At 71.3% G+C, this 25861-nt stretch carries 22 protein-coding genes; 4 read left to right on the top strand and 18 right to left on the bottom strand.

What is annotated here, in order from left to right; genetic code table 11:
- The first annotated feature begins 237 nt into the window (after positions 1-237).
- Positions 238-1557, top strand: coding sequence for a M28 family metallopeptidase (locus tag AC068A_RS14565; RefSeq protein WP_478584804.1), 1320 nt, complete (start codon positions 238-240; stop codon positions 1555-1557).
- Positions 1558-1559: 2 nt separating this feature from the next.
- On the opposite strand, the gene AC068A_RS14560 is transcribed toward AC068A_RS14565, so the two are convergent.
- The 4 genes from AC068A_RS14560 to AC068A_RS14545 all read right to left on the bottom strand — a co-directional run bounded on the left by AC068A_RS14560 (position 1560) and on the right by AC068A_RS14545 (position 4805).
- On the bottom strand, positions 1560-1976 hold the full coding sequence (locus tag AC068A_RS14560; RefSeq protein ID WP_478584802.1) for a hypothetical protein: 417 nt from the start codon (positions 1974-1976) through the stop codon (positions 1560-1562).
- Positions 1973-2176 (bottom strand): plasmid partition protein ParG, encoded by a 204-nt coding sequence (locus AC068A_RS14555; RefSeq protein WP_256987143.1) that lies wholly within the window; start codon positions 2174-2176, stop codon positions 1973-1975. Before AC068A_RS14555 ends, AC068A_RS14560 begins: the two co-directional genes overlap by 4 nt.
- A gap of 129 nt (positions 2177-2305) precedes the next feature.
- Positions 2306-3535, bottom strand: coding sequence for a LolA family protein (locus AC068A_RS14550; RefSeq protein WP_478584799.1), 1230 nt, complete (start codon positions 3533-3535; stop codon positions 2306-2308).
- 259 nt (positions 3536-3794) lie between these two features.
- Entirely contained in the window at positions 3795-4805 is a 1011-nt protein-coding gene (locus AC068A_RS14545; RefSeq protein ID WP_478584797.1) for a polyprenyl synthetase family protein, read from the bottom strand.
- 345 nt (positions 4806-5150) lie between these two features.
- Between AC068A_RS14545 and AC068A_RS14540 the strand changes: the two genes are divergently transcribed.
- On the top strand, positions 5151-7157 hold the full coding sequence (locus AC068A_RS14540) for a CocE/NonD family hydrolase (RefSeq protein WP_478584981.1): 2007 nt from the start codon (positions 5151-5153) through the stop codon (positions 7155-7157).
- Positions 7158-7257: 100 nt separating this feature from the next.
- Here AC068A_RS14540 and AC068A_RS14535 read toward each other — a convergent pair whose 3' ends face one another.
- The gene (locus tag AC068A_RS14535) at positions 7258-8076 is read right to left on the bottom strand and encodes an HAD family hydrolase (RefSeq protein WP_478584795.1); all 819 of its coding nucleotides are present in this window, start codon (positions 8074-8076) and stop codon (positions 7258-7260) included.
- Positions 8077-8215: 139 nt separating this feature from the next.
- Between AC068A_RS14535 and fahA the strand changes: the two genes are divergently transcribed.
- Together fahA and AC068A_RS14525 are read left to right on the top strand one after the other, a co-directional pair.
- Entirely contained in the window at positions 8216-9439 is a 1224-nt protein-coding gene (gene fahA, locus AC068A_RS14530) for a fumarylacetoacetase (RefSeq protein WP_478584793.1), read from the top strand.
- A 221-nt stretch (positions 9440-9660) separates the two neighbouring features.
- Positions 9661-10269, top strand: coding sequence for a Uma2 family endonuclease (locus AC068A_RS14525; RefSeq protein WP_478584979.1), 609 nt, complete (start codon positions 9661-9663; stop codon positions 10267-10269).
- Positions 10270-10339: 70 nt separating this feature from the next.
- On the opposite strand, the gene nuoN is transcribed toward AC068A_RS14525, so the two are convergent.
- The 13 genes from nuoN to AC068A_RS14460 are packed head-to-tail and all read right to left on the bottom strand — an operon-like array spanning position 10340 to position 25858.
- Positions 10340-11995: an NADH-quinone oxidoreductase subunit NuoN gene (nuoN, locus tag AC068A_RS14520; RefSeq protein ID WP_478584791.1), complete on the bottom strand. Its 1656-nt coding sequence runs from the start codon at positions 11993-11995 to the stop codon at positions 10340-10342.
- Entirely contained in the window at positions 11992-13590 is a 1599-nt protein-coding gene (locus AC068A_RS14515; protein WP_478584789.1) for an NADH-quinone oxidoreductase subunit M, read from the bottom strand. Before AC068A_RS14515 ends, nuoN begins: the two co-directional genes overlap by 4 nt.
- A gap of 12 nt (positions 13591-13602) precedes the next feature.
- A complete protein-coding gene (gene nuoL / locus AC068A_RS14510) occupies positions 13603-15543 on the bottom strand; it encodes an NADH-quinone oxidoreductase subunit L (RefSeq protein ID WP_478584787.1) in 1941 nt (646 codons plus the stop codon).
- A gap of 12 nt (positions 15544-15555) precedes the next feature.
- A complete protein-coding gene (gene nuoK / locus AC068A_RS14505) occupies positions 15556-15855 on the bottom strand; it encodes an NADH-quinone oxidoreductase subunit NuoK (protein WP_385428151.1) in 300 nt (99 codons plus the stop codon).
- Entirely contained in the window at positions 15852-16667 is an 816-nt protein-coding gene (locus tag AC068A_RS14500; protein ID WP_478584784.1) for an NADH-quinone oxidoreductase subunit J, read from the bottom strand. The genes nuoK and AC068A_RS14500 overlap by 4 nt, the downstream gene beginning before the upstream one ends.
- Positions 16664-17278 carry an NADH-quinone oxidoreductase subunit NuoI gene (nuoI, locus tag AC068A_RS14495; RefSeq protein ID WP_478584782.1) on the bottom strand — a complete coding sequence of 205 codons (615 nt, stop codon included), beginning with the start codon at positions 17276-17278 and terminating at the stop codon, positions 16664-16666. The genes AC068A_RS14500 and nuoI overlap by 4 nt, the downstream gene beginning before the upstream one ends.
- 3 nt (positions 17279-17281) lie before the next feature.
- On the bottom strand, positions 17282-18640 hold the full coding sequence (gene nuoH, locus AC068A_RS14490) for an NADH-quinone oxidoreductase subunit NuoH (RefSeq protein ID WP_478584781.1): 1359 nt from the start codon (positions 18638-18640) through the stop codon (positions 17282-17284).
- Entirely contained in the window at positions 18637-21144 is a 2508-nt protein-coding gene (locus tag AC068A_RS14485) for an NADH-quinone oxidoreductase subunit G (RefSeq protein WP_478584780.1), read from the bottom strand. Before AC068A_RS14485 ends, nuoH begins: the two co-directional genes overlap by 4 nt.
- Positions 21141-22490, bottom strand: coding sequence for an NADH-quinone oxidoreductase subunit NuoF (gene nuoF / locus AC068A_RS14480; RefSeq protein ID WP_478584778.1), 1350 nt, complete (start codon positions 22488-22490; stop codon positions 21141-21143). The genes AC068A_RS14485 and nuoF overlap by 4 nt, the downstream gene beginning before the upstream one ends.
- Positions 22490-23248, bottom strand: coding sequence for an NADH-quinone oxidoreductase subunit NuoE (gene nuoE / locus AC068A_RS14475; protein WP_478584776.1), 759 nt, complete (start codon positions 23246-23248; stop codon positions 22490-22492). Before nuoE ends, nuoF begins: the two co-directional genes overlap by 1 nt.
- Positions 23245-24573: an NADH-quinone oxidoreductase subunit D gene (locus AC068A_RS14470; protein ID WP_478584774.1), complete on the bottom strand. Its 1329-nt coding sequence runs from the start codon at positions 24571-24573 to the stop codon at positions 23245-23247. Before AC068A_RS14470 ends, nuoE begins: the two co-directional genes overlap by 4 nt.
- The gene (locus tag AC068A_RS14465; RefSeq protein ID WP_478584773.1) at positions 24573-25307 is read right to left on the bottom strand and encodes an NADH-quinone oxidoreductase subunit C; all 735 of its coding nucleotides are present in this window, start codon (positions 25305-25307) and stop codon (positions 24573-24575) included. The genes AC068A_RS14470 and AC068A_RS14465 overlap by 1 nt, the downstream gene beginning before the upstream one ends.
- Complete coding sequence (locus tag AC068A_RS14460) at positions 25304-25858, bottom strand: NuoB/complex I 20 kDa subunit family protein (protein ID WP_478584771.1); 555 nt, start codon at positions 25856-25858, stop codon at positions 25304-25306. Before AC068A_RS14460 ends, AC068A_RS14465 begins: the two co-directional genes overlap by 4 nt.
- Positions 25859-25861: the final 3 nt, after the last annotated feature.

Raw genomic sequence — 25861 nt, 5'->3', positions numbered from 1 at the left:
CCGCGGGCCACGGCGCCCCGACATCCCCGCGATCCCCGTCACGGAACTCCCCCGGCCACCGCTGGGAGGCGCCCACCGTGACGGGGATCGTCCGTTTTCCGAACGATCCTGACCGAAACACGGTCTTGACTGTCCGTCATACCTCACTCAACATCAGGCGCACTGACGCACGTTCGCTCACCTGCTCTATCCCCGCACGTTCCGTTCAATCCCCAACGGAATCCCCGGAGCCCCCACATGAGCCTGTTCGTCCCTCGGCGCCTCGCTGCCGTGACCGCGCTCGCGGTCGCCGGCCTCTTCGCCTCCACCGCCCCCGCCGCACCGGCCTCGCCCGCTGCGGCGGCCGCGGCCCCGACCCCGCCCGACATCCCGCTCGCCAACGTCAAGGCCCACTTGACGCAGTTCCAGACCATCGCCGCCAACAACGGCGGCAACCGCGCCCACGGCAGGGCCGGTTACAAGGCCTCGATCGACTACGTGAAGGCCAAGCTGGACGCGGCCGGGTTCACCACCACCCTCCAGACGTTCACCTCCAGCGGCGCCACCGGCTACAACCTGATCGCCGACTGGCCGGGCGGCGACCCGAACTCAGTGCTGATGGCCGGGTCGCACCTGGACTCGGTGACCTCCGGTCCGGGCATCAACGACAACGGGTCGGGCTCGGCCGCCGTCCTGGAGACCGCGCTGGCCGTCTCGCGCGCGCAGCTCCAGCCCACCAAGCACCTGCGGTTCGGCTGGTGGGGCGCGGAGGAGCTCGGCCTGATCGGGTCGAGGTACTACGTGAACAGCCTGCCGAGCGCGGAGAAGGCGAAAATCTCCGGCTACCTGAACTTCGACATGATCGGCTCGCCGAACCCGGGCTACTTCGTCTACGACGACGACCCGACGATCGAGCAGACCTTCAAGACCTACTTCTCGGGCATCGGGGTCCCGACCGAGATAGAGACCGAGGGCGACGGGCGTTCCGACCACGCCTCCTTCAAGAACGCGGGCATCCCGGTCGGCGGCCTGTTCACCGGCGCGAGCAACACCAAGACCTCGGCCCAGGCGCAGAAGTGGGGCGGCACGGCCGGCCAGTCCTTCGACCGCTGCTACCACTCCTCCTGCGACACCACGTCGAACATCAGCGACACCGCGCTGGACCGCAACGCGGACGCCGTCGCCTACGCCGTCTGGAACCTGGGTGCGGCCACGCCGGTCCCGCCCGGCCCGTCCTTCGAGAACACGGCGGACGTGAACATCCCGGACTACCCCAGCGCCGCGGTGACCTCGCCGATCACGGTCTCCGGCGTGGCGGGCAACGCCCCGGCCACCACCAAGGTCGACGTGAACATCGTCCACACCTACCGCGGTGACCTGGTGATCGACCTGATCGCCCCGGACGGCACGGCGTACCGGCTGAAGAACTCCTCCGGTTCGGACTCCGCCGACAACGTCCTCGCCTCGTACACGGTCAACGCGTCCGGCGAGGCGGCCAACGGCGTCTGGAAGCTCCAGGTCAAGGACGTGGCGGCGCAGGACGTCGGCTACATCAACAGCTGGAAGATCACCTTCTGACGCTACGCGCCCTCGGCGGGGGCCTGGAGCGAGGCGTCCAGCGGCTCCCTGATGAGGGCGCGCAGTTCCTCGGCCACGGTGCCGACGTCGGCGCGGCCCCGCTTCGCCGCCTCCACCAGGTCGCCGAGCTCCTCGGGCGAGGGAAGCTGCTTGGCCCCGGCCACCCGCAGGTAGGAGCGGGTGGCGGCGGCCGCGTAGAACTCGTTCATCGGCGATTCCAGCGCCGGGCACACGGCGAGGGTGTGCAGGAACGCGGCGGCCCGCCACGCGGTGTCCGGGGCGGGCTGTTCGGGCACCATGACGAGGTCGTTCTGGTGCCGGGCGACCGCGGCGGCCACCCCGGAGGGATCCCAGACGGCGGGATCGGACGGGAGATGGTGGGCCAGAGCGGTCCAGGCCCACTCCATGGTGATCTTCAATTGCCGAACCGTTCCTGGAAGTAGCCCCAGTGAACGGCGAACTCCTCTATCCCGGAAAGGAAGTTCTTCCGGTCCTCGTCGAGCTCGCGTTCCGTCACCTCTGTGATCAGCGCGGTGACCGTCGTCCCCTGTGCCGCCGCGCGCGCCTTGAGGCGTTCGTGGAACTCTTCGTCCAGGCGGATGGTGACGTGTCTCGACATGCTCCACACGGTACCGCTGGGCCGCTGTACGCACGGCCGGAACGAGCGAAGGGTGGGCAGGGACACAGTCCCCGCCCACCCTTCGGTGTGCGGCTCCACACGGCCCGGAGGCCTTCCGGGGTGCGGCGGCTACTTGTTGGCCGTGGCCGCCTGCACCAGCGCGTCCTTGGTGACCGCGCCGACGTACACCTTGCCGTCGTCCGTGATCAGCGCGTTGACCAGGCGGGTCTTGAAGAGCCGGCCCTCGCCGAACCCTCCGGAGACCTTGCCCCCGAGGGAGTCCAGGAACTGCTTGGCCTCCTTAGGGGTGTTCTTGTCGTTCTCGAGCTCCTTCAGGCTGCGGCCCGCGCCCGTGTCGATCCGGGCGATGGCCGCCCAGCCCTCGCCGAGGACCTTCATGTCCCCCTTGCCGTCCTTGCCGCCGGCGCCGCCGGTGATGGCGTCCAGGCCGGGGAAGGCGTCCAGGCCCTTGAAGTCCTTGCCGTGGCCGGGGCCGCCCTCGGGGCCGCCCGCCTTGCCCTCGGTCACCTTGGCGCCCTTGGGCGGGGTGAAGGCGAAGGTGTCGGCGGCGGGCTTGGCGAAGTCCACCTTCGTGAAGCCCGCGTCGACGATCGGCTTGCCGCCCTCGGCCGCGAGCAGCTGCACGCGCAGCGGCACCCCGTTCTTCGCGTCCACGGCGATCTTGACGGAGCCGACCGTGGAGCCGCTCTGCTTGGGCTTGAGCACCAGCTGGTACGCGTCCCGGCCGGCCACCTGGGCGTTGTCGCCGACGCTGACGTCCGTGGTCGGGCCGGCGGCCTTGAGGACCTCCTGGGCCAGCTGCTGCGGGGAGGCGCCGAGCCGGTCGGCGGTCTTCTTGTGGTCCTTGCCCGCCGCCTTGCCCGCCTCGGGGTCCTTCTCGTGCCAGACCTCGTTGGCCTTGCTGTCGTAGCCCCAGACGTCAGCGCCGTTGTGGATCAGGCTGTACTCGTCCTTGCCGTCCACGAACGTGATCTTCTGGCGGTCCGGCCCGTCCGCCGCGACGCGCAGCGTGTGGCTGCCGCTCGCCAGCTGGGCGAGCTTCTCCTGCGGGTCGGCCGACCCGCCGGCGACGCTGCCGCCGCCGCCCGCCCCGCCCAGGAGGCCGCCCGCGAAGGACGGCAGCCCCAGGTCGGTGCTGATCTTGGCGCTGCCGGACAGCTGCTCCACTTCCGACGCGGCGACCCTCTCGATCAGCTGCTGGGCCGTCACCTTCGGCAGGTCCGGGCTGCCTGCGTTGGCGAAGGCCGGGACCATCGCCACCGTCGCGGCGGCCACGCCCGCCACCGCGACCGGTACGGCGTACCGGACGGCCTTGCGGGACTTTGCGTTCGTTGCCATGTCTGCCCTACCTCTTTGTGTACGGCGGCGGCCTTCCTTCATGCCTGTACCTGTCCACCCCGCGCCGCCACTCTCACCCGTTCTGGTGGGGATGTATCTCCATCTGACCAAAGAGGAGGGGGTCGGGGCGTCACTCCGCGGGCTCAACTCCGTGTACGCCCAGGGGATGACATGGCAGGGGCCCCGCGTCCCCGGCCCGTAGGGGATGCGGGGCCCTGTGTGTGACCTTGGTCGTACCCGGTGCCACCCGGACCGGCGGCTAGCCGGCGCGGTGCACCACCGCGTCGCACAGCTCCTCCAGCGCGGCCTTGGCGGCGCAGTCCGGCAGCGGTGCGAGCATGGCGCGGGCGTCCTGCGCGTAGCGGACGGTGTCCCGGCGGGCCTGCTCCAGCGCGGGGTGGACCCGCAGCCGGGCGAGCACCTCGGCGTGCCGGGCGTCGTCGGTCAGGTCGCCGTCCAGGAGGCGTACGAGGTCCAGGTCGGCGGGGTCGCCGCCGGCGGCCGCCATCTCGCGCAGCCGCAGTACGGGCAGCGTCGGGATGCCCTCGCGCAGGTCGGTCCCCGGGGTCTTGCCGGACTCGTGCGAGTCGGAGGCGATGTCGAGGACGTCGTCGGCGAGCTGGAAGGCGGTGCCGAGGCGCTCGCCGTACTGGGTCAGGATGTCGACGACGGACTCGTCGGCGCCGGACATCAGGGCGCCGAACCGGCCGGAGACCGCGATCAGCGAACCGGTCTTGCCGGCGATGACGTCGAGGTAGTGGGCGACCGGGTCGCGGCCGTCGCGCGGGCCGGCGGTCTCCAGGATCTGGCCCGTCACCAGCCGCTCGAAGGCCTCCGCCTGGATACGTACGGCCTCGGGGCCGAGGTCGGCCAGGATGTGCGAGGCGCGGGCGAACAGGAAGTCACCCGTCAGGACGGCCACCGAGTTGCCCCAGCGGGCGTTGGCACTGGCCACGCCACGGCGCACGTCCGCCTCGTCCATGACGTCGTCGTGGTAGAGCGTCGCCAGGTGGGTGAGCTCCACGACCACCGCGGAGGGCACGATCCCGGGCGTGTACGGGTCGCCGAACCGGGAGGCGAGCATGACCAGCAGCGGCCGGAACCGCTTGCCGCCGGCTTTGACCAGGTGCTGCGCGGCTTCGGTGATGAAGGGGACCTCGCTCTTGGTGGCCTCCAGCAGACCCGCCTCGACGGCGGCCAGTCCGGCCTGGACATCGGTCTCAAGAGCCTGGTCCCGCACGCTCAGTCCGAACGGCCCGACGACGGTCACGAGGGGTACTCCTGTCTGCTGACGATCACGCTGACGATCACCTGGATTGTCGATGTGCCGCTGCCTTCTCTCAAGCCAGCCTATCCGGTCCGATTTCGATCACCGAGAGCACCCGTCATGCCGCCGCCCACGCGCTGTACCGAATACCCCGGTATGTTCGTGATGAGTCGAGACAACCGGAGAGCGCGTCTTGTCCAAGACTGAGACTGAGAGGGAGGATCCGGCGGAGCCGGCCGCCGCGGTCGGCGCCGCGGCCACCCGTATGGCGGCCGTCGGATGGCTGACGCCCGCGCGGCCCGTCCCGGCCGCCGCCGGTCCACCGGGGAGGCGGACGGCCCCGTGGACGTGACCATCCGCACCGGCTTCCCCCACGAGACCGCGCACGAGGACGTCCGCATCCCCATGCGCGACGGCGTGGAGCTGTACGCCCGGATCTGGCGCCCGCTCACCGAGGAGCCGGTCCCGGCCCTGCTCGAGTACCTGCCGTACCGGCTGACGGACTGGACGGCCCCGCGCGACGGGCAGCGCCATCCCTGGTATGCGGGCCACGGCTACGCCTCCGTGCGGGTGGACGTACGCGGCCACGGCTGCAGCGGCGGCAGCCCGGGGCAGGCCTACGACGACCGGGAACTGGCCGACGGGGTCGCGGTGGTGGAGTGGCTGGCGGCGCAGCCGTGGTGCACGGGGTCGGTGGGGATGTTCGGGATCGGGTGGGGCGGGACCAACTCCCTCCAGATCGCGGCGCTCGCGCCGGAGGCCCTCAAGGCCGTCGTCACCGTCTGCTCGACGGACGACCGCTTCGACAACGACGCGCACTACGCGGGCGGCTCGGTGCTGGCCGCGGACCTGCACGCGGCGTCCGCGACGCTGCTGGCCTTCGCCGCCCGGCCGCCGGACCCGCAGTACGCCGGCGACGGCTGGCGGGAGCAGTGGCTGGCCCGGCTGGAGTCGGTCGGACCGCCGGTCCACACCTGGCTGGAGCACCAGACGCGCGACGCCCACTGGATGCGCGGCAGCGTCTGCGAGGACTACGGGGCCGTGCGCGCGGCGGTCCTCGCGGTGGGCGGCTGGCACGACCCGTACCGGGACACGGTGCTGCGGCTGGTCTCCCGCCTGCCCGCCGACCGGGTGCGCGGCCTGATCGGCCCCTGGTCGCACCAGTACCCCGACCGGGGGCTGCCGCCGGGCCCGGCGATCGGCTTCCTCCAGGAGACGCTGCGCTGGTGGGACCACTGGCTGAGGGGCTCCGCCAACGGGGTGATGGACGAGCCCCTGCTGCGGTCCTGGATCTCCGCCTCCCACCCGCCGGCGACCACGTACGAGGTGCTGCCCGGCCGCTGGACCGGCGACCCGGCCTGGCCTTCCCCGGCCGTCACCCCCGTCACGTACGGGCTCCAGGGCGCGCCGGTGGCCGTGGCCTCGCCGCAGCACACGGGCCTGGACGCGGGGCGGTTCCGCCCGTACGGCAACGACGCGGACTTGCCGCCGGACCAGCGGGAGGAGGACGCCAAGTCCGCCTGCTTCGAGTTCCCGGTGGCGGGCGCCACGCCCCTGGAGATCCTGGGCCGCCCGCAGGTCACCCTGCGGCTGCGGATGGACGTTCCGTACGGGCAGGTGGCCGCCCGGCTGTGCGACGTCGCACCGGACGGCTCGTCCACGCTGGTCACGCGGGGCGCGCTGAACCTGTCGGCGCGGCTGGGCCGGGACCAGGCCGTGCCCTGGCCGGTGGGCGCGTACGAGGACGTGGTGTTCGAGCTGAACGGCATCGGGCACGCCTTCGCCCCGGGCCACCGCATCCGCCTCGCCCTGTCCTCGGCGTACTGGCCGTGGATCTGGCCGCGGGCCGGCTCGGAGGCCGGGTGGACGCTGGACCCGGCGGGCAGCGCCCTGGTCCTCCCGGTGCGCTTCCCCTCCCCCGCCACGGACGGCGCCGTCGCCTTCGGGGCGCCGGAGCAGGCCCCGCCGCTCGGGGTGTCCGTCCCGGCCACGCTGGACGAGCCGCGGCCGGAGCGGGTGGTCGTACGGGACGTCGCGCGCGGGGCGTGGCGGCTGGAGGTGGACCCGCGGTACGGCGGGACCCGGGTCTACCCGGACGGGCTGGAGTCCGGCGAGGAGGTGAGCGAGGTGTACGAGATCCGGGACGGGAACGCCCTGTCGGCCCGGACCCGCTCCACGTGGCGGATCCGGCTGCACCGGCCCGAGCAGGGCTGGGACGTGCGGATCGAGACCCGCTCGGAGATCGGCTGCGACGGGGCCGCGTTCCTCACCTCCGACGAGCTGGTGTGCCGGGAGGGGGAGGAGGTCGTCTTCCACCGCACGTGGGAGCGCCGCCTGCCGCGCACCGCGGGGTGACCGGGCCACGCCGGCCCGCACCGGCCCGGCCGGCACGGGCCCGGCTCGGCTCGGCCCGGCTCGGCTCGGCCCGGCTCGGCTCGGCTCGGCTCGGCAACGGTCAGCCGAAGAGCCGCTCCAGGGCCACCGCGACGCCGTCGTCCTCGTTCGACAGCGTCACCTCGTCCGCGACGGCGATCAGTTCGCGGTGGGAGTTCGCCATGGCGACCCCGTGCGCCGCCCACGCGAACATCGGAATGTCGTTCGGCATGTCCCCGAAGGCGATGGTGCGCGGACCCCCCACCCCCAGCACCTCGGCCGCCAGCGCCAGCCCGCTCCCCTTGTCCACCCCGAGCGGCTGGAGTTCCACCGTGTGCTCCCCCGCCATGGTCACGTTAACCAGGTGCCCGACGACCCCGCGCGCCACCTCCGTGAGCTCGTCGTCGTCGAGCTCCGGGTGCTGGAGCAGCACCTTGGTGATCGGCGCGGCCCACAGGTCGGCACGCCGCCCCACCCGCACCGTCGGCAGGTGGGGGTGCGGCATCCGGTAGCCGGGCCCTATCAGCATCGCGGCGTCCACCCCCGCCTGGTCGACCGCCGCCCAGACCTCCCCGATCTCGGCCTCGATCTTGCCGAGCGCCTCCTCCGCCAGCTCCCGGTCCATTTCGACGGCGTGCAGCAGTTGTCCGCGCGCCGAGTCGTACACCTGCGCGCCCTGTCCGCACACCGCGAGCCCCGTGTACCCAAGGCTGTCAAGGACATGGCGTACCTGGGGAACGGGGCGCCCGGTGACGATGATGTGCTGGGCGCCCGCTGTGCGCGCCGTCGCGAGCGCGGCGTACGAGCGGGCGGAGACGGTGTCTCCGGCGCGCAGCAGGGTCCCGTCCAGGTCAGTGGCGATCAGAGAGAAAGGGAGGGCCGAAGGCGGGGCGGAAGTCACGGCGCAAGGATAGGACCCCAGTGGACAAGTCCTACAAATAGCGCCCGAATACGGCCTCCCGCAGGCCCCAGCAGCCACGTAACGTATCCACCAGCCCCCGGGACACCCCCGGACCGCATCGAAAGCGAGGCAGTACCCCATGCCCCAGCAGAGCCCCCTCGATGTCCCCGAGGGCGACCCGTTCGGGCCGCACAACCTCCCGTACGGCGTCTTCTCCACGGACGGCGACTCCCGCCGCCGGATCGGCGTGCGCATCGGCGGGCACGTGCTCGACGCGGGGGCGGCCGCGGACGCGCTCGGCTCCCCGTACGCCGGCCTGCTCGGGCAGCCCTCGCTCAACCCGCTGCTGGCCGCGGGCCGCACCGCCTGGCGCGACGTGCGCCGCGCGCTGACCGCCTGGGTCACCGACCCCGGCCACCGCGAGGCGGTCGAGGCCCACCTGCTGCCCCTCGACGCGGTCACGATGCACCTGCCGTACGAGGTCGCCGACTACGTCGACTTCTACGCCAGCGAGCACCACGCGACCAACGTGGGACGGATGTTCCGCCCCGACGGCGACCCGCTCACCCCCAACTGGAAGCACCTGCCGATCGGTTACCACGGCCGCTCGGGCACCATCGTCGTCTCCGGCACCGACGTCGTCCGCCCCTCCGGCCAGCGCAAGGCCCCCGCCGACCCGGCACCGGTCTTCGGCCCCTCGGTCAAGCTCGACATCGAGGCCGAGGTCGGCTTCGTCGTCGGCACCCCCTCCGAGCTGGGCAGCCCGGTGGCACTGGGCGACTTCGAGGACCACGTCTTCGGCCTGTTCCTCCTCAACGACTGGTCCGCGCGCGACATCCAGGCCTGGGAGTACGTGCCGCTGGGCCCCTTCCTCGGCAAGTCCTTCGCCACCTCCGTCTCCGCCTGGGTGACCCCGCTGGAGGCCCTCGACGCCGCCCGCGTCGCCCCGCCGGCCCGCGACTTCCCGCTGCTGCCCTACCTGGACGACGCCGACGCCGACCGGCCCGGCGGCTTCGACCTGCACATCACCGTCTCCATCAACGGGCAGGAGGTCGCGCAGCCGCCGTTCGCGACCATGTACTGGACCGCGGCCCAGCAGCTCGCCCACATGACGGTCAACGGCGCCTCCCTGCGCACCGGCGACGTGTACGGCTCGGGCACCGTCAGCGGCCCCGAGGTCGCCCAGCGCGGCTCCCTGCTGGAGCTGACGTGGAACGGCCGCGACGCCATCGAGCTGGCCGAGGGCAAGCGCACCTTCCTGGAGGACGGCGACACCGTCACCCTCACCGCCTGGGCCCCGGGCCCCGAGGGCACCCGCGTGGGCCTGGGCGAGGTCACGGGCCGCGTCGTGGCCTCCCGCTAACCCGCCCCCACGCAGCTGCGGCGGGGCGGCGGCCCGCCCCGCCAAGGCCGCAGGTGACGGATCCCGCCAGTCGGCGAGGTGCCGGGCATATGCCTTCCACCCATGACAACGGCACATGGTCAACACGCGGCCGCCCGCTCACACGTGCGGGCGGTCCCGTGCCGTTCCCCGGCGATACGCTGGACGGACTGGCGAGACTCCGTCGCATGGGAGCACTACCTATGAGCGTCGACCCCGAGGACTTCGAGCCGACGTACCGCTGGCCCGTCCCGCCCGCAGGCGGCTGGACGGCCGACGACCTCGACCGGCTTCCCGACCTGCCTCCGCACACGGAGCTGATCGACGGGAGCCTCGTCTTCGTGAGTCCGCAGACTCGATTCCATATGCGCGCGGTCAACTTCTTCACCTGGCAGCTGCAGGATCAGCAGCCACCAGGCTTGGAAGTCTTCCGAGAGTTCACGATCGACATCGACCGTCACAACCGTCCCGAACCCGATGTCATCGTCGTAGACGAGAGCGCCATCGGCGACCTCAACCAGACTCGGCTCCCTGCAGAGTCCGTCTGCCTGGCCATCGAGGTCGTCTCCCCCGAGTCCTTCGGCCGGGACCGTGGCGTCAAGCCGGTCAAGTACGCAGGCGCCGGCATTCCCCACTTCTGGCGGGTGGAGAACAAGGACGGACGTGCCGTGGTTTACGTCTACGAATTGGACCCGTCGACGGGAAGTTACGGAACTGCGGGCATCTTCCACGACCGTCTGAAAGTGGCCGTCCCGTTCCCCATCGACCTCGACCTCACCGAGATCACCTCGAAGCGCCGCGGCACTGAATAGCACCTGACGCACACCGGGGCCCGGCTCCCCCCAGGGGAGCCGGGCCCCGGCACATCCACCCGACAAGCGGTCAGCGGACGAACGTACTCGCCTGGCCCGCCAGGTCCAGGAAGTACTGCGGCGCCACGCCCAGCACCAGCGTCACCGCGACGCCGACCGCGATGGTCGTCATCGTCAGCGGCGACGGCACGGCCACCGTCGGGCCCTCCGGCTTGGGCTCGCTGAAGAACATCAGGACGATCACCCGGATGTAGAAGAACGCGGCGATCGCCGACGAGATCACACCGACGACGACCAGCGCACCCGCGCCGCCCTCCGCCGCCGCCTTGAACACGGCGAACTTCCCGGAGAAGCCGGAGGTGAGCGGAATGCCCGCGAAGGCCAGCAGGAACACCGCGAAGACGGCTGCGGTCAGCGGCGAACGGCGCCCGAGACCCGCCCACTTCGACAGGTGGGTGGCCTCGCCGCCCGCGTCGCGCACCAGCGTGACCACGGCGAACGCGCCGATCGTCACGAAGGAGTACGCGAGCAGGTAGAACAGCACGGACTGGACGCCCTGCGCCGACGTGGCGATCACACCGGCCAGGATGAAGCCCGCGTGCGCGATCGAGGAGTAGGCCAGCAGGCGCTTGACGTCGGTCTGGGTCACCGCGATCACCGCGCCGGCCAGCATCGTCACGATCGCCACGCCCCACATCACCGGCCGCCAGTCCCACCGCAGGCCCGGCAGGACCACGTACAGCAGGCGCAGCAGCGCACCGAACGCGGCCACCTTCGTCGCCGCCGCCATGAAGCCGGTGACCGGCGTCGGGGCGCCCTGGTAGACGTCCGGGGTCCACATGTGGAAGGGGACCGCGCCGACCTTGAACAGCAGGCCCATCAGCACGAGCGCCCCGCCGATCAGCAGCAGCACGTCGTTGCCCATGGTGTCGGCGAGCGCCGGGTCGATCCTCGTGACGGTGCCGTCCACCACGTCCGCGATGGCCGCGTACGAGACGGAGCCCGCGTAGCCGTAGAGCAGCGCGATGCCGAAGAGGAGGAACGCCGAGGAGAAGGCGCCGAGCAGGAAGTACTTGACCGCCGCCTCCTGCGACACCAGCCGGTGGCGGCGGGCGAGGGCGCACATCAGGTACAGCGGGAGGGAGAAGACCTCCAGGGCGACGAACAGGGTCAGCAGGTCGTCGGCTGCCGGGAAGATCAGCATTCCGGAGATCGCGAACAGGGCGAGCGGGAAGACCTCGGTGGTGGTGAAGCCGGCCTTGACGGCGGCCTTCTCGCTGTCGCTGCCCGGTACGGATGCCGCCTGGGCGGCGAAGGAGTCCACCCGCTTGCCGTGCGCCGCCGGGTCCAGGTGCCGCTCGGCGAAGGTGAACAGGGCGATGAGCGAGGCCAGCAGGATGGTGCCCTGGAGGAACAGGGCGGGCCCGTCCACGGCGATGGCGCCCATGGCCGCGATGTGCGCCTTGTCGCCGGCGTACCCGGCGGCCGCGAGGCCGACGACCGCGGCGAACGCGGAGGCCAGGGCGGCGACGGCGAGGAACACCTGGACGTAGTAGCGGGCGGTGCGCGGTACGAGGGCCTCGACGAGGACGCCGACGACGGCCGCGCCCACCACGATCAGCGTGGGCGCGAGCTGGGCGTACTCGATGTGCGGGGCCGGGATCTTGTCGATCGGGGCCTGCGCGGCGACCGCCCACAGGCCGTGGGCCGAAGTCACGGTGCTCACTTCGCCGCCTCCCCGTTCTTCGCCTCGACAGCCACCTCGGGCTTCGGATCGGTCTGCTTCACGTCCGCCATGGTGTACTCCACCGCCGGGTTGACGATCTCGGTGAGCGGCTTCGGATAGACGCCCAGCCCGATCAGCAGCGCGATCAGCGGGGCGACGACGAGCAGTTCGCGTACGCGCAGGTCCGGCATGCCGCGGACCTCGTCCCTGACCGGGCCGGTCATGGTCCGCTGGTAGAGGACCAGCGTGTACAGGGCGGCCAGCACGATGCCGAGGGTGGCGATGACGCCGATGGCCGGGTACCGGGCGAAGGTGCCGACCATGACCAGGAATTCGCTGACGAACGGGGCGAGCCCGGGCAGCGACAGGGTGGCGAGGCCGCCGATCAGGAAGGTGCCGGCCAGGACCGGGGCGACCTTCTGCACCCCGCCGTAGTCGGCGATGAGCCGCGAGCCGCGCCGGGAGATCAGGAACCCGGCGACGAGCATCAGGGCCGCGGTGGAGAGGCCGTGGTTGACCATGTACAGCGTCGCGCCCGACTGGCTCTGGGAGGTCATCGCGAAGATGCCCAGGATGATGAAGCCGAAGTGCGAGATGGACGCGTACGCCACCAGCCGCTTGATGTCGCGCTGCCCGACGGCGACGAGCGCGCCGTACACGATGCTGATCACGGCCAGGACGAGGATCACCGGGGTGGCCCACTTGCTGGCGTCGGGGAACAGGCCGAGGCAGTAGCGGAGCATCGCGAAGGTGCCGACCTTGTCGACGACCGCGGTGATCAGCACGGCGACCGGGGCGGTGGACTCGCCCATCGCGTTCGGCAGCCAGGTGTGCAGCGGCCACAGCGGGGCCTTGACGGCGAAGGCGAAGAAGAAGCCGAGGAAGAGGAGCCGCTCGGTGTTGGCCGACATGTCCAGGGTGCCCGCGGCGCGGGCGGCGCTGATCTCCTGGAGGGAGAAGTTCCCGGCGACCACGTACAGCCCGATGACGGCGGCCAGCATGATCAGGCCGCCGGCCAGGTTGTAGAGGAGGAACTTGACCGCCGCGTAGGACCGCTGCGCGGCCGCGTTCTCGTCCGAGCCGGCGTGCGCCCGGTCCCCGAAGCCGCCGATGAGGAAGTACATCGGGATGAGCATGGCCTCGAAGAAGATGTAGAAGAGGAAGACGTCGGTGGCCTCGAACGAGATGATCACCATCGCCTCGACCATCAGGATCAGGGCGAAGAAGCCCTGTGTCGGCCGCCAGCGCGAGGAGCGGGTCTCCAGGGGGTCGGCGTCGTGCCAGCCGGCCGCGATGACGAACGGGACCAGCAGGGCCGTCAGCCCGATCAGCGCCACCCCGATGCCGTCGACGCCGAGTTGGTAGCGGACGCCGAAGTCGGCGATCCAGGCGTGGGACTCGGTGAGCTGGTAGCGGTCGCCGCCCGGATCGAAGCGGACGGCGACGAGCACGGCCAGGGCCAGGGTGGCCAGCGAGAAGAGCAGGGCGAGCCATTTGGCGGCGGTCCGGCGGGCGGCCGGGACGGCCGCCGTGAGGACCGCTCCGGCCGCGGGGACCGCGGCCGTCACCGTCAGCAGGGGAAAGACTGTGCTCACTTCAGACATGGCTCACACCGCCCTCATCAGCAGGGTCGCGGCGATGAGGATCGCCGTGCCCCCGAACATCGAGACCGCGTAGCTGCGGGCGTAGCCGTTCTGCAGCTTGCGCAGGCGGCCCGACAGGCCGCCGACCGAGGCGGCCGTCCCGTTGACCACGCCGTCGACCAGGCTGTGGTCGACGTAGACGAGCGAGCGGGTCAGGTGCTCGCCGCCGCGCACCAGCACGACGTGGTTGAAGTCGTCCTGGAGCAGGTCCCGGCGGGCGGCCCTGGTGAGCAGGCTGCCGCGCGGGGCGGTCACCGGCACCGGCCGGCGCCCGTACATGCCCCAGGCGATCGCGACGCCGATGACGAGGCAGGCCATCGTCGCGAGGGTCACCGTCAGTGCGCTGACCGGCGGGTGCCCGTGCGCGTACCCGGTGACGGGCTCCAGCCAGTTCAGGAACCGGTCGCCGATCGCGAAGAACGCGCCCGCGAAGACCGATCCGAAGGCCAGCAGGATCATCGGGACGGTCATGGACTTCGGGGACTCGTGCGGGTGCGGGAGCTCCCCGGCGTGGTGCTCGGCCCCGGGCTCGACGCTCGGCACGGAGTCGGCGTCGGGCGCCGGCTGCCAGCGCTTCTCCCCGAAGAAGGTCATCAGCATGACCCGGGTCATGTAGAACGCGGTGATGGCCGCCCCGAGCAGGGCCGCCGAGCCGAGGATCCAGCCCTCGGTGCCGCCCTTCGCGAAGGCCGCCTCGATGATCTTGTCCTTGGAGAAGAAGCCGGACAGGCCGGGGAAGCCGATGATGGCGAGGTAGCCGAGCCCGAAGGTCACGAACGTGATGGGCATGTACCGGCGCAGGCCGCCGTACTTGCGCATGTCGACCTCGTCGTTCATCCCGTGCATCACGGAGCCGGCGCCGAGGAAGAGGCCCGCCTTGAAGAAGCCGTGCGTGACCAGGTGCATGATCGCGAACACGTAGCCGACGGGGCCGAGGCCGGCGGCGAGGATCATGTAGCCGATCTGCGACATCGTCGACCCGGCGAGGGCCTTCTTGATGTCGTCCTTCGCGCAACCGACGACCGCACCGAAGAGCAGCGTGACCGCGCCGACGATGGTGACGACGAGCTGTGCGTCCGGCGCCCCGTTGAAGATCGCCGCGGAGCGGACGATCAGGTAGACGCCGGCGGTGACCATCGTCGCCGCGTGGATGAGCGCCGAGACCGGGGTCGGACCCTCCATGGCGTCACCGAGCCAGGACTGCAGCGGCACCTGCGCCGACTTGCCGCAGGCGGCGAGCAGCAGCATCAGGCCGATCGCCGTCAGCATGCCCTCGGAGGCCTTGTCCGCGGTCGCGAACACCGGCCCGAACGCGAACGTGCCGAACGTGGTGAACATCAGCATGATCGCGATCGACAGGCCGATGTCGCCGACCCGGTTGACCAGGAAGGCCTTCTTCGCGGCGGTCGCCGCGCTGGGCTTGTGCTGCCAGAAGCCGATGAGCAGGTACGAGGCGAGGCCCACGCCCTCCCAGCCGACGTACAGCAGCAGGTAGTTGTCGGCGAGGACCAGCAGCAGCATCGCCGCGAGGAACAGGTTGAGGTAGCCGAAGAAGCGGCGGCGGCGCTCGTCGTGCGCCATGTACCCGATCGAGTACACGTGGATGAGCGTGCCCACGCCGGTGATGAGCAGGACGAACGTCATCGACAGCTGGTCCAGCCGGAAGGCGGCGTCCGCCTGGAAGCCCTCCACCGGGATCCAGCTGTACAGGAGCTGCCGCAGGGTCCGCTCGTCGGCCGGCCGCCCCAGCATGTCGGCGAACAGGGCCGCGCCGATGCCGAAGGAGACGGCCGCGAGCAGGGTGCCGAGCCAGTGCCCGGCCTTGTCGAGGCGCCGCCCGCCGCACAGCAGCACCGCCGCTCCGAGCAGGGGTGCCGCCACGAGCAGCGCGATCAGATTGTCCACTGTGTACGCCCCTTACAGCTTCATCAGGCTGGCGTCGTCGACCGAGGCCGAGTGGCGGGTGCGGAAGAGCGACACGATGATCGCGAGGCCCACCACGACCTCCGCGGCGGCGACGACCATCGTGAAGAACGCGATGATCTGGCCGTCGAGGTTGCCGTGCATCCGCGAGAAGGCGACGAAGGCGAGGTTGCAGGCGTTGAGCATCAGCTCGACGCACATGAACAGCACGACCGCGTTCCTGCGGATCAGCACCCCCGCGGCACCGATGGTGAACAGCAGGGCCGCGAGGTACAGGTAGTTGACCGGGTTCACTGCGAGGCCTCCTCACGGCCGAGCCGCTCCGCCGCCCGCTGCTCCAGCGCCTTCAGGTCCGACAGGGCCTCCCCGGAGACGTCCCGGATCTGGCCGCGGGCCCGCAGCGTCTTGCTGACCGTCAGGTCGGACGGGGTCCCATCCGGCAGCAGGCCGGCCACGTCCACCGCGTTGTGCCGGGCGTAGACGCCGGGCGCCGGCAGCGGCGGGAGCTGGACGCCCTCGCGGACGCGCCGCTCGGACAGCTCGCGCTGGGTGGCGGCCCGCTCGGTGCGCTCGCGGTGGGTGAGCACCATCGCGCCGACGGCGGCGGTGATCAGCAGCGCGCCGGTGACCTCGAAGGCGAACACGTACCGGGTGAAGATCAGCGTGGCCAGGCCCTCGACGTGCCCGGCGGAGTTGACCCGGCCGAGCCCGTTCCAGTGGTTGAGGGAGGCGTTGGCGAGGCCGGCGATCAGCAGGATGCCGAAGCCGAGCCCGCACAGCGCGGCGAGCCAGCGCTGCCCCTTGATGGTCTCCTTCAGCGAGTCGGCGGCGGTGACGCCGACCAGCATGACCACGAAGAGGAACAGCATCATGATCGCGCCGGTGTAGACGATGACCTGGACGACGCCCAGGAAGTACGCCCCGTTGGCGAGGTAGAACACCGCCAGGACGATCATCGTCCCGGCCAGGCTCAGGGCACTGTGCACGGCCTTCTTCATCAGGATCGTCGCCAGCGCGCCGATCACGGCCACCGTGCCGAGGATCCAGAACTGCACGGCCTCACCGGTCGAGGTGACCGAGGCCGCGGCCGCGGCGAGCGCGCTCACGCCCCCACCCCCTCGGCCGGGCCGCCGCCCGCGTGCGCGGCCTTCTCCTGCGGGACCTCGCCCTTGGACACCGCGACCTGCCGCTCCGTACCGGGCGCCGCCCCCGTCACCAGGCCGCGGTAGTAGTCCTGCTCGTCCGTCCCCGGGTACATCGCGTGCGGCGCCTCGACCATGCCCTCGGTCAGCCCCGCCAGCAGCTGCTCCTTGGTGTAGATGAGCGACTCCCGGCTGGCGTCGGCCAGTTCGAACTCGTTCGTCATCGTCAGCGCCCGCGTCGGGCAGGCCTCGATGCACAGCCCGCACAGGATGCAGCGGGCGTAGTTGATCTGGTAGACGCGGCCGTACCGCTCGCCCGGGGAGTAGCGCTCCTCCTCGGTGTTGTCCGCACCCTCCACGTAGATGGCGTCCGCGGGGCAGGCCCAGGCGCACAGCTCGCACCCGATGCACTTCTCCAGACCGTCCGGGTGCCGGTTGAGCTGGTGCCGTCCGTGGAAGCGCGGGGCGGTGGTCTTCTGCTGCTCCGGGTACTGCTCGGTGAGGCGCTTCTTGAACATGGCCTTGAAGGTCACGCCGAAGCCGGCCACCGGGTTCTGCCACGTTTCGTCAGACACGTCTCAACCCTCCTTTCGGTCACTCTCAGTATTCGTCCCGCCACTGACAATCAGCTCCCGCTCGTGACGGGGCCGCCTGCGGGGTACGGGTGCCGGCTGCTGGCCGGGCTTGGGGGGTACGGGGAATCCGCCCGCGAGCGGGTCGAAGGGCTCGTCCGCGGCGGCCGCGCCGGACCGCTCGGCCGCGGCCTTCTCCTTGCGGTCGCGCAGCACGTCGGCGACGAAGGACAGCAGCAGGATCGCGACGACCGCGCCGCCGACGTACAGGACGATCTGCGAGAAGTTGTAGGCCTCGTTGCGCAGCGCCCGGACGGTCGCCACCAGCATCAGCCACAGCACGGAGACCGGGATCAGGACCTTCCAGCCGAGCTTCATCAGCTGGTCGTAGCGGACGCGGGGCAGGGTGCCGCGCAGCCAGATGAAGAAGAACAGCAGCAGCTGCACCTTGATGACGAACCAGAGCAGCGGCCACCAGCCGTGGTTGGCGCCCTCCCAGAAGCTGCTGATCGGGTACGGGGCCCGCCAGCCGCCGAGGAACAGGGTGACCGAGACCGCCGAGACGGTGACCATGTTGACGTACTCGGCCAGCATGAACATCGCGAACTTGATGGACGAGTACTCGGTGTTGAAGCCGCCGACGAGGTCGCCCTCGGACTCCGGCATGTCGAACGGGGCGCGGTTCGTCTCGCCGACCATCGTGACGACGTAGATGATGAACGACACCGGCAGCAGCACGATGAACCAGCGGTCCGCCTGCGCCTCCACGATCGCCGACGTCGACATCGACCCGGAGTAGAGGAAGACGGAGGCGAAGGCCGCGCCCATCGCGATCTCGTAGCTGATCATCTGCGCGCAGGAGCGCAAGCCCCCGAGCAGCGGGTACGTGGACCCCGAGGACCAGCCGGCCAGCACGATGCCGTAGATGCCGACCGAGGCCACCGCGAGGATGTACAGCATCGCGATGGGCAGGTCGGTCAGCTGCATCGTGGTGCGCTGCCCGAAGATCGACACCTCGTTGCCGGGGGGCCCGAAGGGGATCACCGCGATCGCCATGAACGCGGGGATCGCCGCGACGATCGGCGCCAGGACGTAGACGACCTTGTCGGCCCGCTTGACGATGACGTCTTCCTTGAGCATCAGCTTCACGCCGTCGGCGAGCGACTGGAGCATGCCCCAGGGGCCGTGCCGGTTGGGGCCGATGCGCAGCTGCATCCAGGCGACGACCTTGCGCTCCCACACGATGGAGAAGAGCACGGTCACCATCAGGAAGGCGAAGCAGAACACCGCCTTGATGACGACGAGCCACCAGGGGTCCCGGCCGAACAGGGACAGGTCCTCGACAGCGAGCTGTACCGCGTTCACGCGCCCACCTCCGCAGTGGTGCCGGCGGCGCCGGCCGGCGCCGCCGGGCCGATCCGGACGAGGGTGCCCGGCAGGGCGCCGGTGTCGGCGCGCACGCCCGAGCCGGTGGAGTTCAGCGGGAGCCAGACCACCCGGTCGGGCATCTCCGTGATCCGCAAGGGGAGTTCCGTGGTGCCGGACGGGCCGGTCACCGCGAGGACGTCGCCGTCCTTGACGCCGGTCTCGGCGGCCGTGGCGGCCGACAGCCGGGCCGCGGCCTCGTGCCGGGTGCCCGCCAGGGCCTCGTCGCCCTCCTGGAGCAGGCCCCGGTCGAGGAGCAGCCGGTGGCCGGCGAGGACGGCCTCGCCGACTCCGGGGCGGGGCAGCGGCTCGGTGCCGGCGGAGACGTCGGAGGCGAGTGCGCCCTCCCACGGGCCGAGCCGCTCCAGTTCGCGGCGTACGGCGTGCACGTCGGGCAGGGCGAGGGACCGGTCGGCGGCGTCGGCCAGCATGTGCAGCACCCGGGCGTCGGCGGGGGCGGGCGGGCGGGTCATCTGGTCGGGCTTGAGCGCGGCCTCGAACGGCCGGACCCGGCCTTCCCAGTTGATGAACGTGCCGGTCTTCTCGGCGACGGCGGCGACCGGGAAGACCACGTCGGCGTGGCCCGTGACCTCGCCGGGCCGCAGCTCCAGGGAGACCACGAAGGCCTCCTTCAGGGCGGTCCGGGCCCGCTGCGGGTCCGGCAGGTCGGCGACCTCGACGCCCGCCACCAGCAGGGCGGACAGTTCGCCGGTGGCGGCGGCCTCGACGATCTGCCCGGTGTCACGGCCGTAGCGGTGCGGCAGCTCCTCCATGCCCCAGGCGGCCGCGACCTCGTCGCGGGCCCGCGGGTCGGTGGCCGGGCGGCCGCCGGGCAGCAGGGACGGCAGCGCACCCGCCTCGATCGCGGCCCGCTCGCCGGCCCGGCGCGGGATCCACACCAGGGTGGCCCCGGTCGCACCCGCCGCCCGTACGGCCGCGGTCAGCGCACCCGGCACCCCGGCGAGGCGCTCGCCGACGACGATGACGGCGCCGGGCCGGCGCAGCGCCTCGGCGGCCTCGGCGCCGCCCGCCTCCAGGCCGGTGCCGGAGGCCAGCGCGTCGAGCCACTCGGGCTCGGTGCCGGGGGCCGCGGCCAGCAGCGTGCCGCCCGCCTTGGCCAGGCCCCGGGTGGCGAACGGGGCGAGGGCGAAGGTCCGCTGCTTGCGCTTGCGGTACGCCTTGCGCAGCCGCAGGAAGACGCCCGGGGCCTCCTCCTCGGCCTCGATGCCGGCGAGGAGCACGGCGGGCGCGGCCTCCAGCTCCGCGTACGACAGCCACGGCCCGCGCAGGTCGACCCCGTACCCGGCGACCTCGGAGGCCAGGAAATCGGCCTCCTCCGCGCTGTGCACGCGGGCCCGGAAGTCGATGTCGTTGGTGTCCAGGACCACCCGCGCGAACTTGGCGTACGCGTAGGCGTCCTCGACGGTGAGCCGCCCGCCGGTCAGCACGCCGGCCCGGCCGCGCGCGGCGGCGAGCCCGGCGGCCGCGGCCCGAAGCGCCTCGGGCCAGCTCGCCGGCTCCAGGACGCCCGCGGCGCTGCGGACCAGCGGGGTGGTCAGCCGGTCCGGGCGCTGCGCGTAGCGGAACGCGAACCGGCCCTTGTCGCAGATCCACTCCTCGTTGACCTCGGGATCCTCGGCGGCCATCCGGCGCAGCACCTTGCCCCGCCGGTGGTCGGTACGGGTCGCGCAGCCGCCCGCGCAGTGCTCGCACACGCTCGGGGAGGAGACGAGGTCGAAGGGGCGGGAGCGGAACCGGTACGCGGCGGAGGTGAGGGCGCCGACCGGGCAGATCTGAATGGTGTTGCCGGAGAAGTACGACTCGAAGGGGTCGCCCTCGCCGGTGCCGACCTGCTGCAGCGCGCCGCGTTCCAGCAGCTCGATCATCGGGTCGCCGGCGACCTGGGTGGAGAAGCGGGTGCAGCGGGCGCACAGCACGCACCGCTCGCGGTCCAGCAGCACCTGCGTGGAGATCGGGACCGGCTTCTCGTAGGTGCGCTTCCTGCCCTCGAAGCGGGAGTCGGCGTTGCCGTGCGACATCGCCTGGTTCTGCAGGGGGCACTCGCCGCCCTTGTCGCAGACCGGGCAGTCCAGCGGGTGGTTGATGAGCAGCAGCTCCATCACCCCGCGCTGGGCCTTCTCGGCGACCGGGGAGGTGAGCTGCGTCCGGACGACCATGCCGTCGGTGCAGGTGATGGTGCAGGAGGCCATCGGCTTGCGCTGGCCCTCGACCTCGACGATGCACTGCCGGCAGGCGCCGACCGGGTCGAGGAGGGGGTGGTCGCAGAACCGGGGGATCTCGATGCCGATCTGCTCGGCGGCCCGGATGACCAGGGTTCCCTTGGGCACCGACAGTTCGATGCCGTCGATGGTGAGGGAGACCGTGTCCTCCGGCGGCACCGCGGCCGCTCCGCCACCGGCGGGGGCGTTCGTGGCGACGGTCATGCGTTCACCTCCCTGTCGGCCCAGAGGGTCGACTTCCTGGGGTCGAAGGGGCAGCCCTTGCCCGTGATGTGCTGCTCGTACTCCTCGCGGAAGTACTTCAGCGAGGAGAAGATCGGGCTGGCGGCGCCGTCACCGAGCGCGCAGAACGACTTGCCGTTGATGTTGTCGGCGATGTCGTTCAGCTTGTCGAGGTCGGACAGGACGCCCTTGCCGTCCTCGATGTCGCGGAGCAGCTGGACCAGCCAGTACGTGCCCTCGCGGCAGGGGGTGCACTTGCCGCAGGACTCGTGGGCGTAGAACTCGGTCCACCGGGTCACGGCCCGCACCACGCAGGTGGTCTCGTCGAAGCACTGCAGCGCCTTGGTGCCGAGCATGGAACCGGCCGCGCCGACGCCCTCGTAGTCGAGCGGGACGTCCAGGTGCTCGGCGGTGAACATGGGGGTGGAGGAGCCGCCGGGGGTCCAGAACTTCAGCCGGTGGCCGGGGCGCATCCCGCCGCTCATGTCGAGGAGCTGGCGCAGGGTGATGCCGAGCGGGGCCTCGTACTGGCCGGGGGCGGCGACGTGCCCGGAGAGCGAGTACAGGGTGAAGCCGGGGGACTTCTCGGTCCCCATCGCCTTGAACCAGTCCTTGCCCTTGCCCAGGATCGCGGGAACCGACGCGATGGACTCGACGTTGTTGACGACAGTGGGGCACGCGTAGAGCCCCTCGACGGCGGGGAAGGGGGGACGCAGCCGGGGCTGGCCGCGCCGGCCTTCGAGGGAGTCGAGGAGTGCCGTCTCCTCGCCGCAGATGTACGCGCCCGCTCCCGCGTGCACGGTGACGTCGAGCTTCATCCCGCTCCCGAGGATGTTGTCCCCGAGGTAGCCGGCCTCGTACGCCTCGCGCACCGCCTCGTGCAGGCGCCGCAGGACCGGCACGACCTCGCCGCGCAGGTAGATGAAGGCGTGCTCCGAACGGATCGCGTAGCAGGCGATGACCATTCCCTCGATGAGGGAGTGCGGGTTGGCGAAGAGAAGGGGGATGTCCTTGCAGGTTCCCGGCTCCGACTCGTCCGCGTTCACGACGAGGTAGTGCGGCTTGCCGTCGCCCTGCGGGATGAACTGCCACTTCATCCCGGTGGGGAAGCCCGCGCCGCCGCGTCCGCGCAGGCCGGAGTCCTTCACGTACGCGATGACCTCGTCCGGGGTCATGGCGAGGGCCTTGCGCAGGCCCTCGTAGCCCTCGTGGCGCCGGTAGGTCTCCAGCGTCCACGACCGCGGTTCGTCCCAGAACGCCGACAGCACGGGGGCCAGCAGCTTCTCCGGGCTGGTGCCGTTCTCGTGCATGGCAGTGGTCACCGTCATCACTCCCCCTCCTCGCCGGCCGCCTCGCCGCGCGGGTGCACGACCTTGCCGTGGTGCGGGGTCTCGCCGCGCGCGATGCGCAGTCCGATCAGGGAGGCGGGTCCGGCGCTGCCGCTCGCCTCGACGGCGCCGGGCCGCTCGTCGGGGAAGCCGGCCAGGATCCGGGCGGTCTCCTTGTACGTGCACAGGGGCGCGCCCCGGGTCGGTTCGACGGGGCGGCCTGCGCGCAGGTCGTCGACGAGGGACTTGGCGGACTCGGGGGTCTGGTTGTCGAAGAACTCCCAGTTGACCATCACCACGGGGGCGTAGTCGCAGGCCGCGTTGCACTCGATGTGTTCGAGGGTGACCTTGCCGTCGGGGGTGGTCTCGTTGTTGCCGATCCCGAGGTGCTCCTTGAGTTCCTCGAAGATGGCGTCGCCGCCCATGACGGCGCACAGCGTGTTGGTGCAGACGCCGACCTGGTAGTCGCCCGAGGGCCGGCGCCGGTACATGGTGTAGAAGGTGGCGACGGCGGTGACCTCGGCGGTGGTCAGGCCGAGCGTCTCGGCGCAGAACCGGATGCCGGTGGGCGAGACGTGGCCCTCCTCGGACTGGGTGAGGTGCAGCAGCGGCAGGAGGGCGGAGCGGCTGTCGGGGTAGCGGGCGATCACGTCCGCGGCGTCCGCCGCCAGCCGTGCGCGGACCTCCGCCGGGTAGTCGGGGGCGGGCAGCCGGGGCATGCCCAGGCTCACCTCTCGACGGGCGGGATTGGCTGTCATCGGTCGACGCCTCCCATCACGGGGTCGATGGAGGCGACGGCGACGATGACGTCGGCGAACATGCCGCCCTCGCACATCGCGGCCATGGCCTGCAGGTTGGTGAAGGACGGGTCGCGGAAGTGGACCCGGTAGGGGCGGGTGCCGCCGTCGGAGACGACGTGGACGCCGAGCTCGCCCTTGGGGGACTCGACGGCCGCGTAGGCCTGCCCGGCCGGCACCCGGAATCCCTCGGTCACCAGCTTGAAGTGGTGGATGAGGGCCTCCATGGAGGTGCCCATGATGTTCTTGATGTGGTCGAGCGAGTTGCCGAGCCCGTCCGGGCCCATCGCGAGCTGCGCCGGCCAGGCGATCTTCTTGTCGGCGACCATGACGGGGCCGGGCTCCAGCCGGTCCAGGCACTGCTCGATGATCCGCAGGGACTGGCGCATCTCCTCCAGGCGGATCAGGAACCGGCCGTAGGAGTCGCAGGTCTCGGTGGTCGGCACGTCGAACTCGTAGGTCTCGTAGCCGCAGTACGGGTCCGCCTTGCGCAGGTCGTGCGGCAGGCCGGCCGAGCGCAGGATGGGGCCGGTGGCGCCCAGGGCCATGCAGCCGGTGAGGTCGAGGTAGCCGACGTCCTGCATGCGGGCCTTGAAGATGGGGTTGCCGGTGGCGAGCTTGTCGTACTCCGGCAGGTTCCTCTTCATGGTCTTGAGGAACTCGCGCAGCTGGTCCACGGCGCCGGGGGGCAGGTCCTGGGCGAGGCCGCCGGGGCGGACGAACGCGTGGTTCATGCGCAGGCCGGTGATCAGCTCGTAGATGTCGAGGATCAGCTCGCGGTCCCGGAAGCCGTAGATCATGATCGTGGTGGCGCCGAGCTCCATGCCGCCGGTGGCGATGCACACCAGGTGGGAGGAGATCCGGTTGAGCTCCATCAGCAGCACGCGCAGGACCGTGGCGCGGTCGGGGATCTGGTCGGTGATGCCGAGCAGCTTCTCGACGCCGAGGCAGTACGCCGTCTCGTTGAAGAACGGCGTGAGGTAGTCCATGCGCGTGACGAAGGTGGTGCCCTGCGTCCAGTTCCGGAATTCGAGGTTCTTCTCGATGCCGGTGTGGAGGTAGCCGATGCCGCAGCGGGCCTCGGTGACCGTCTCGCCGTCGATCTCCAGGATGAGGCGGAGCACTCCGTGGGTGGACGGGTGCTGGGGCCCCATGTTGACGACGATCCGCTCGTCGTCCGCCTTGGCCGCGGACTGGACGATCTCGTCCCAGTCGCCGCCGGTGACCGTGTAGACGGTGCCCTCGGTGGTTTCGCGGGAGGCCGCGTGGTTCGAGGTGTTGGACATCAGCTGTACGACCTCCGCTGGTCGGGAGCCGGGATCTGGGCGCCCTTGTACTCGACGGGGATGCCGCCGAGCGGGTAGTCCTTGCGCTGCGGGAAGCCCTGCCAGTCGTCCGGCATCATGATCCGGGTGAGGGCCGGGTGCCCGTCGAAGACCAGGCCGAAGAAGTCGTACGTCTCGCGCTCGTGCCAGTCGTTGGTCGGGTAGACGGAGACGAGCGAGGGGACGTGCGGGTCGCTGTCCGGGGCGGACACCTCCAGGCGCACGGTCCGGCCGTGGGTGATCGAGCGCAGGTGGTAGACGGCGTGCAGCTCGCGGCCCCGGTCCTCGGGGTAGTGGACGCCGCTGACGCCGGTGCACAGTTCGAAGCGCAGGGCGGGGTCGTCGCGGAGGGTGGAGGCGACCCGGACGAGGTGCTCGCGGGCGATGTGGAACGTGAGCTCGCCGCGGTCGACGACCGTCTTCTCGATGGCGTCGGCGGGGAGCAGGTCCTGTTCCTCCAGGGCGCCTTCGAGCTCGTCGGCCACCTCGTCGAAGTAGGAGCCGTACGGGCGGTGGCTCGGGCCGGGCAGGGCGACGGTGCGGACCAGGCCGCCGTAGCCGCTGGTGTCCCCGCCGCCCCGGGCGCCGAACATGCCCTTGCGGACGCCGATCACCTCGGGCCCGCCGGCGGACTCCCGGGGAGCGGGAACGTTGTTGCCGTTCCCGTTGCCGTGGTCTGGGGTGGTCTCGCTCACCGGAGCAGCCCCTTCATCTCGATGGTGGGGAGGGCCTTGAGGGCCGCGGCCTCGGCCTCGCGGGCCGCCTCTTCCCGGTTCACCCCGAGCTTGGAGGTCTGGATCTTCTGGTGGAGCTTGAGGATCGCGTCCAGCAGCATTTCGGGGCGGGGCGGGCAGCCGGGCAGGTAGATGTCCACCGGGACGATGTGGTCGACGCCCTGGACGATCGCGTAGTTGTTGAACATTCCGCCCGAAGATGCACAAACCCCCATGGAGATGACCCATTTGGGAGCGGGCATCTGGTCGTACACCTGCCGCAGCACCGGCGCCATCTTCTGGCTGACGCGGCCGGCCACGATCATCAGGTCGGCCTGGCGCGGGGAGCCGCGGAAGACCTCCATGCCGAAGCGGGCCATGTCGTACCGGCCCGCACCGGTGGTCATCATCTCGATGGCGCAGCAGGCCAGGCCGAAGGTGGCGGGGAAGACGGAGGCTTTGCGCACCCAGCCCGCGGCCTGTTCGACGGTGGTCAGCAGGAAGCCGCTCGGCAGCTTTTCTTCCAGTCCCATGGG

The organism is Streptomyces sp. NPDC043854 (genome assembly GCF_056436005.1).
This window is presented reverse-complemented; position numbering and strand designations above follow the sequence as displayed.

Excerpts from the sequence above, each read along its gene's own strand:
- AC068A_RS14555 (WP_256987143.1), bottom strand. The coding sequence starts at position 2,176 with ATGTCGAGACACGTCACCATCCGCCTGGACGAAGAGTTCCACGAACGC.
- AC068A_RS14485 (WP_478584780.1), bottom strand. The coding sequence starts at position 21,144 with ATGACCGTCGCCACGAACGCCCCCGCCGGTGGCGGAGCGGCCGCGGTG.
- AC068A_RS14470 (WP_478584774.1), bottom strand. The coding sequence starts at position 24,573 with ATGTCCAACACCTCGAACCACGCGGCCTCCCGCGAAACCACCGAGGGC.
- AC068A_RS14565 (WP_478584804.1), top strand. The coding sequence starts at position 238 with ATGAGCCTGTTCGTCCCTCGGCGCCTCGCTGCCGTGACCGCGCTCGCG.
- AC068A_RS14460 (WP_478584771.1), bottom strand. The coding sequence starts at position 25,858 with ATGGGACTGGAAGAAAAGCTGCCGAGCGGCTTCCTGCTGACCACCGTC.
- fahA (WP_478584793.1), top strand. The coding sequence starts at position 8,216 with ATGCCCCAGCAGAGCCCCCTCGATGTCCCCGAGGGCGACCCGTTCGGG.
- AC068A_RS14525 (WP_478584979.1), top strand. The coding sequence starts at position 9,661 with ATGAGCGTCGACCCCGAGGACTTCGAGCCGACGTACCGCTGGCCCGTC.
- nuoE (WP_478584776.1), bottom strand. The coding sequence starts at position 23,248 with ATGACAGCCAATCCCGCCCGTCGAGAGGTGAGCCTGGGCATGCCCCGG.
- nuoF (WP_478584778.1), bottom strand. The coding sequence starts at position 22,490 with ATGACGGTGACCACTGCCATGCACGAGAACGGCACCAGCCCGGAGAAG.
- AC068A_RS14550 (WP_478584799.1), bottom strand. The coding sequence starts at position 3,535 with ATGGCAACGAACGCAAAGTCCCGCAAGGCCGTCCGGTACGCCGTACCG.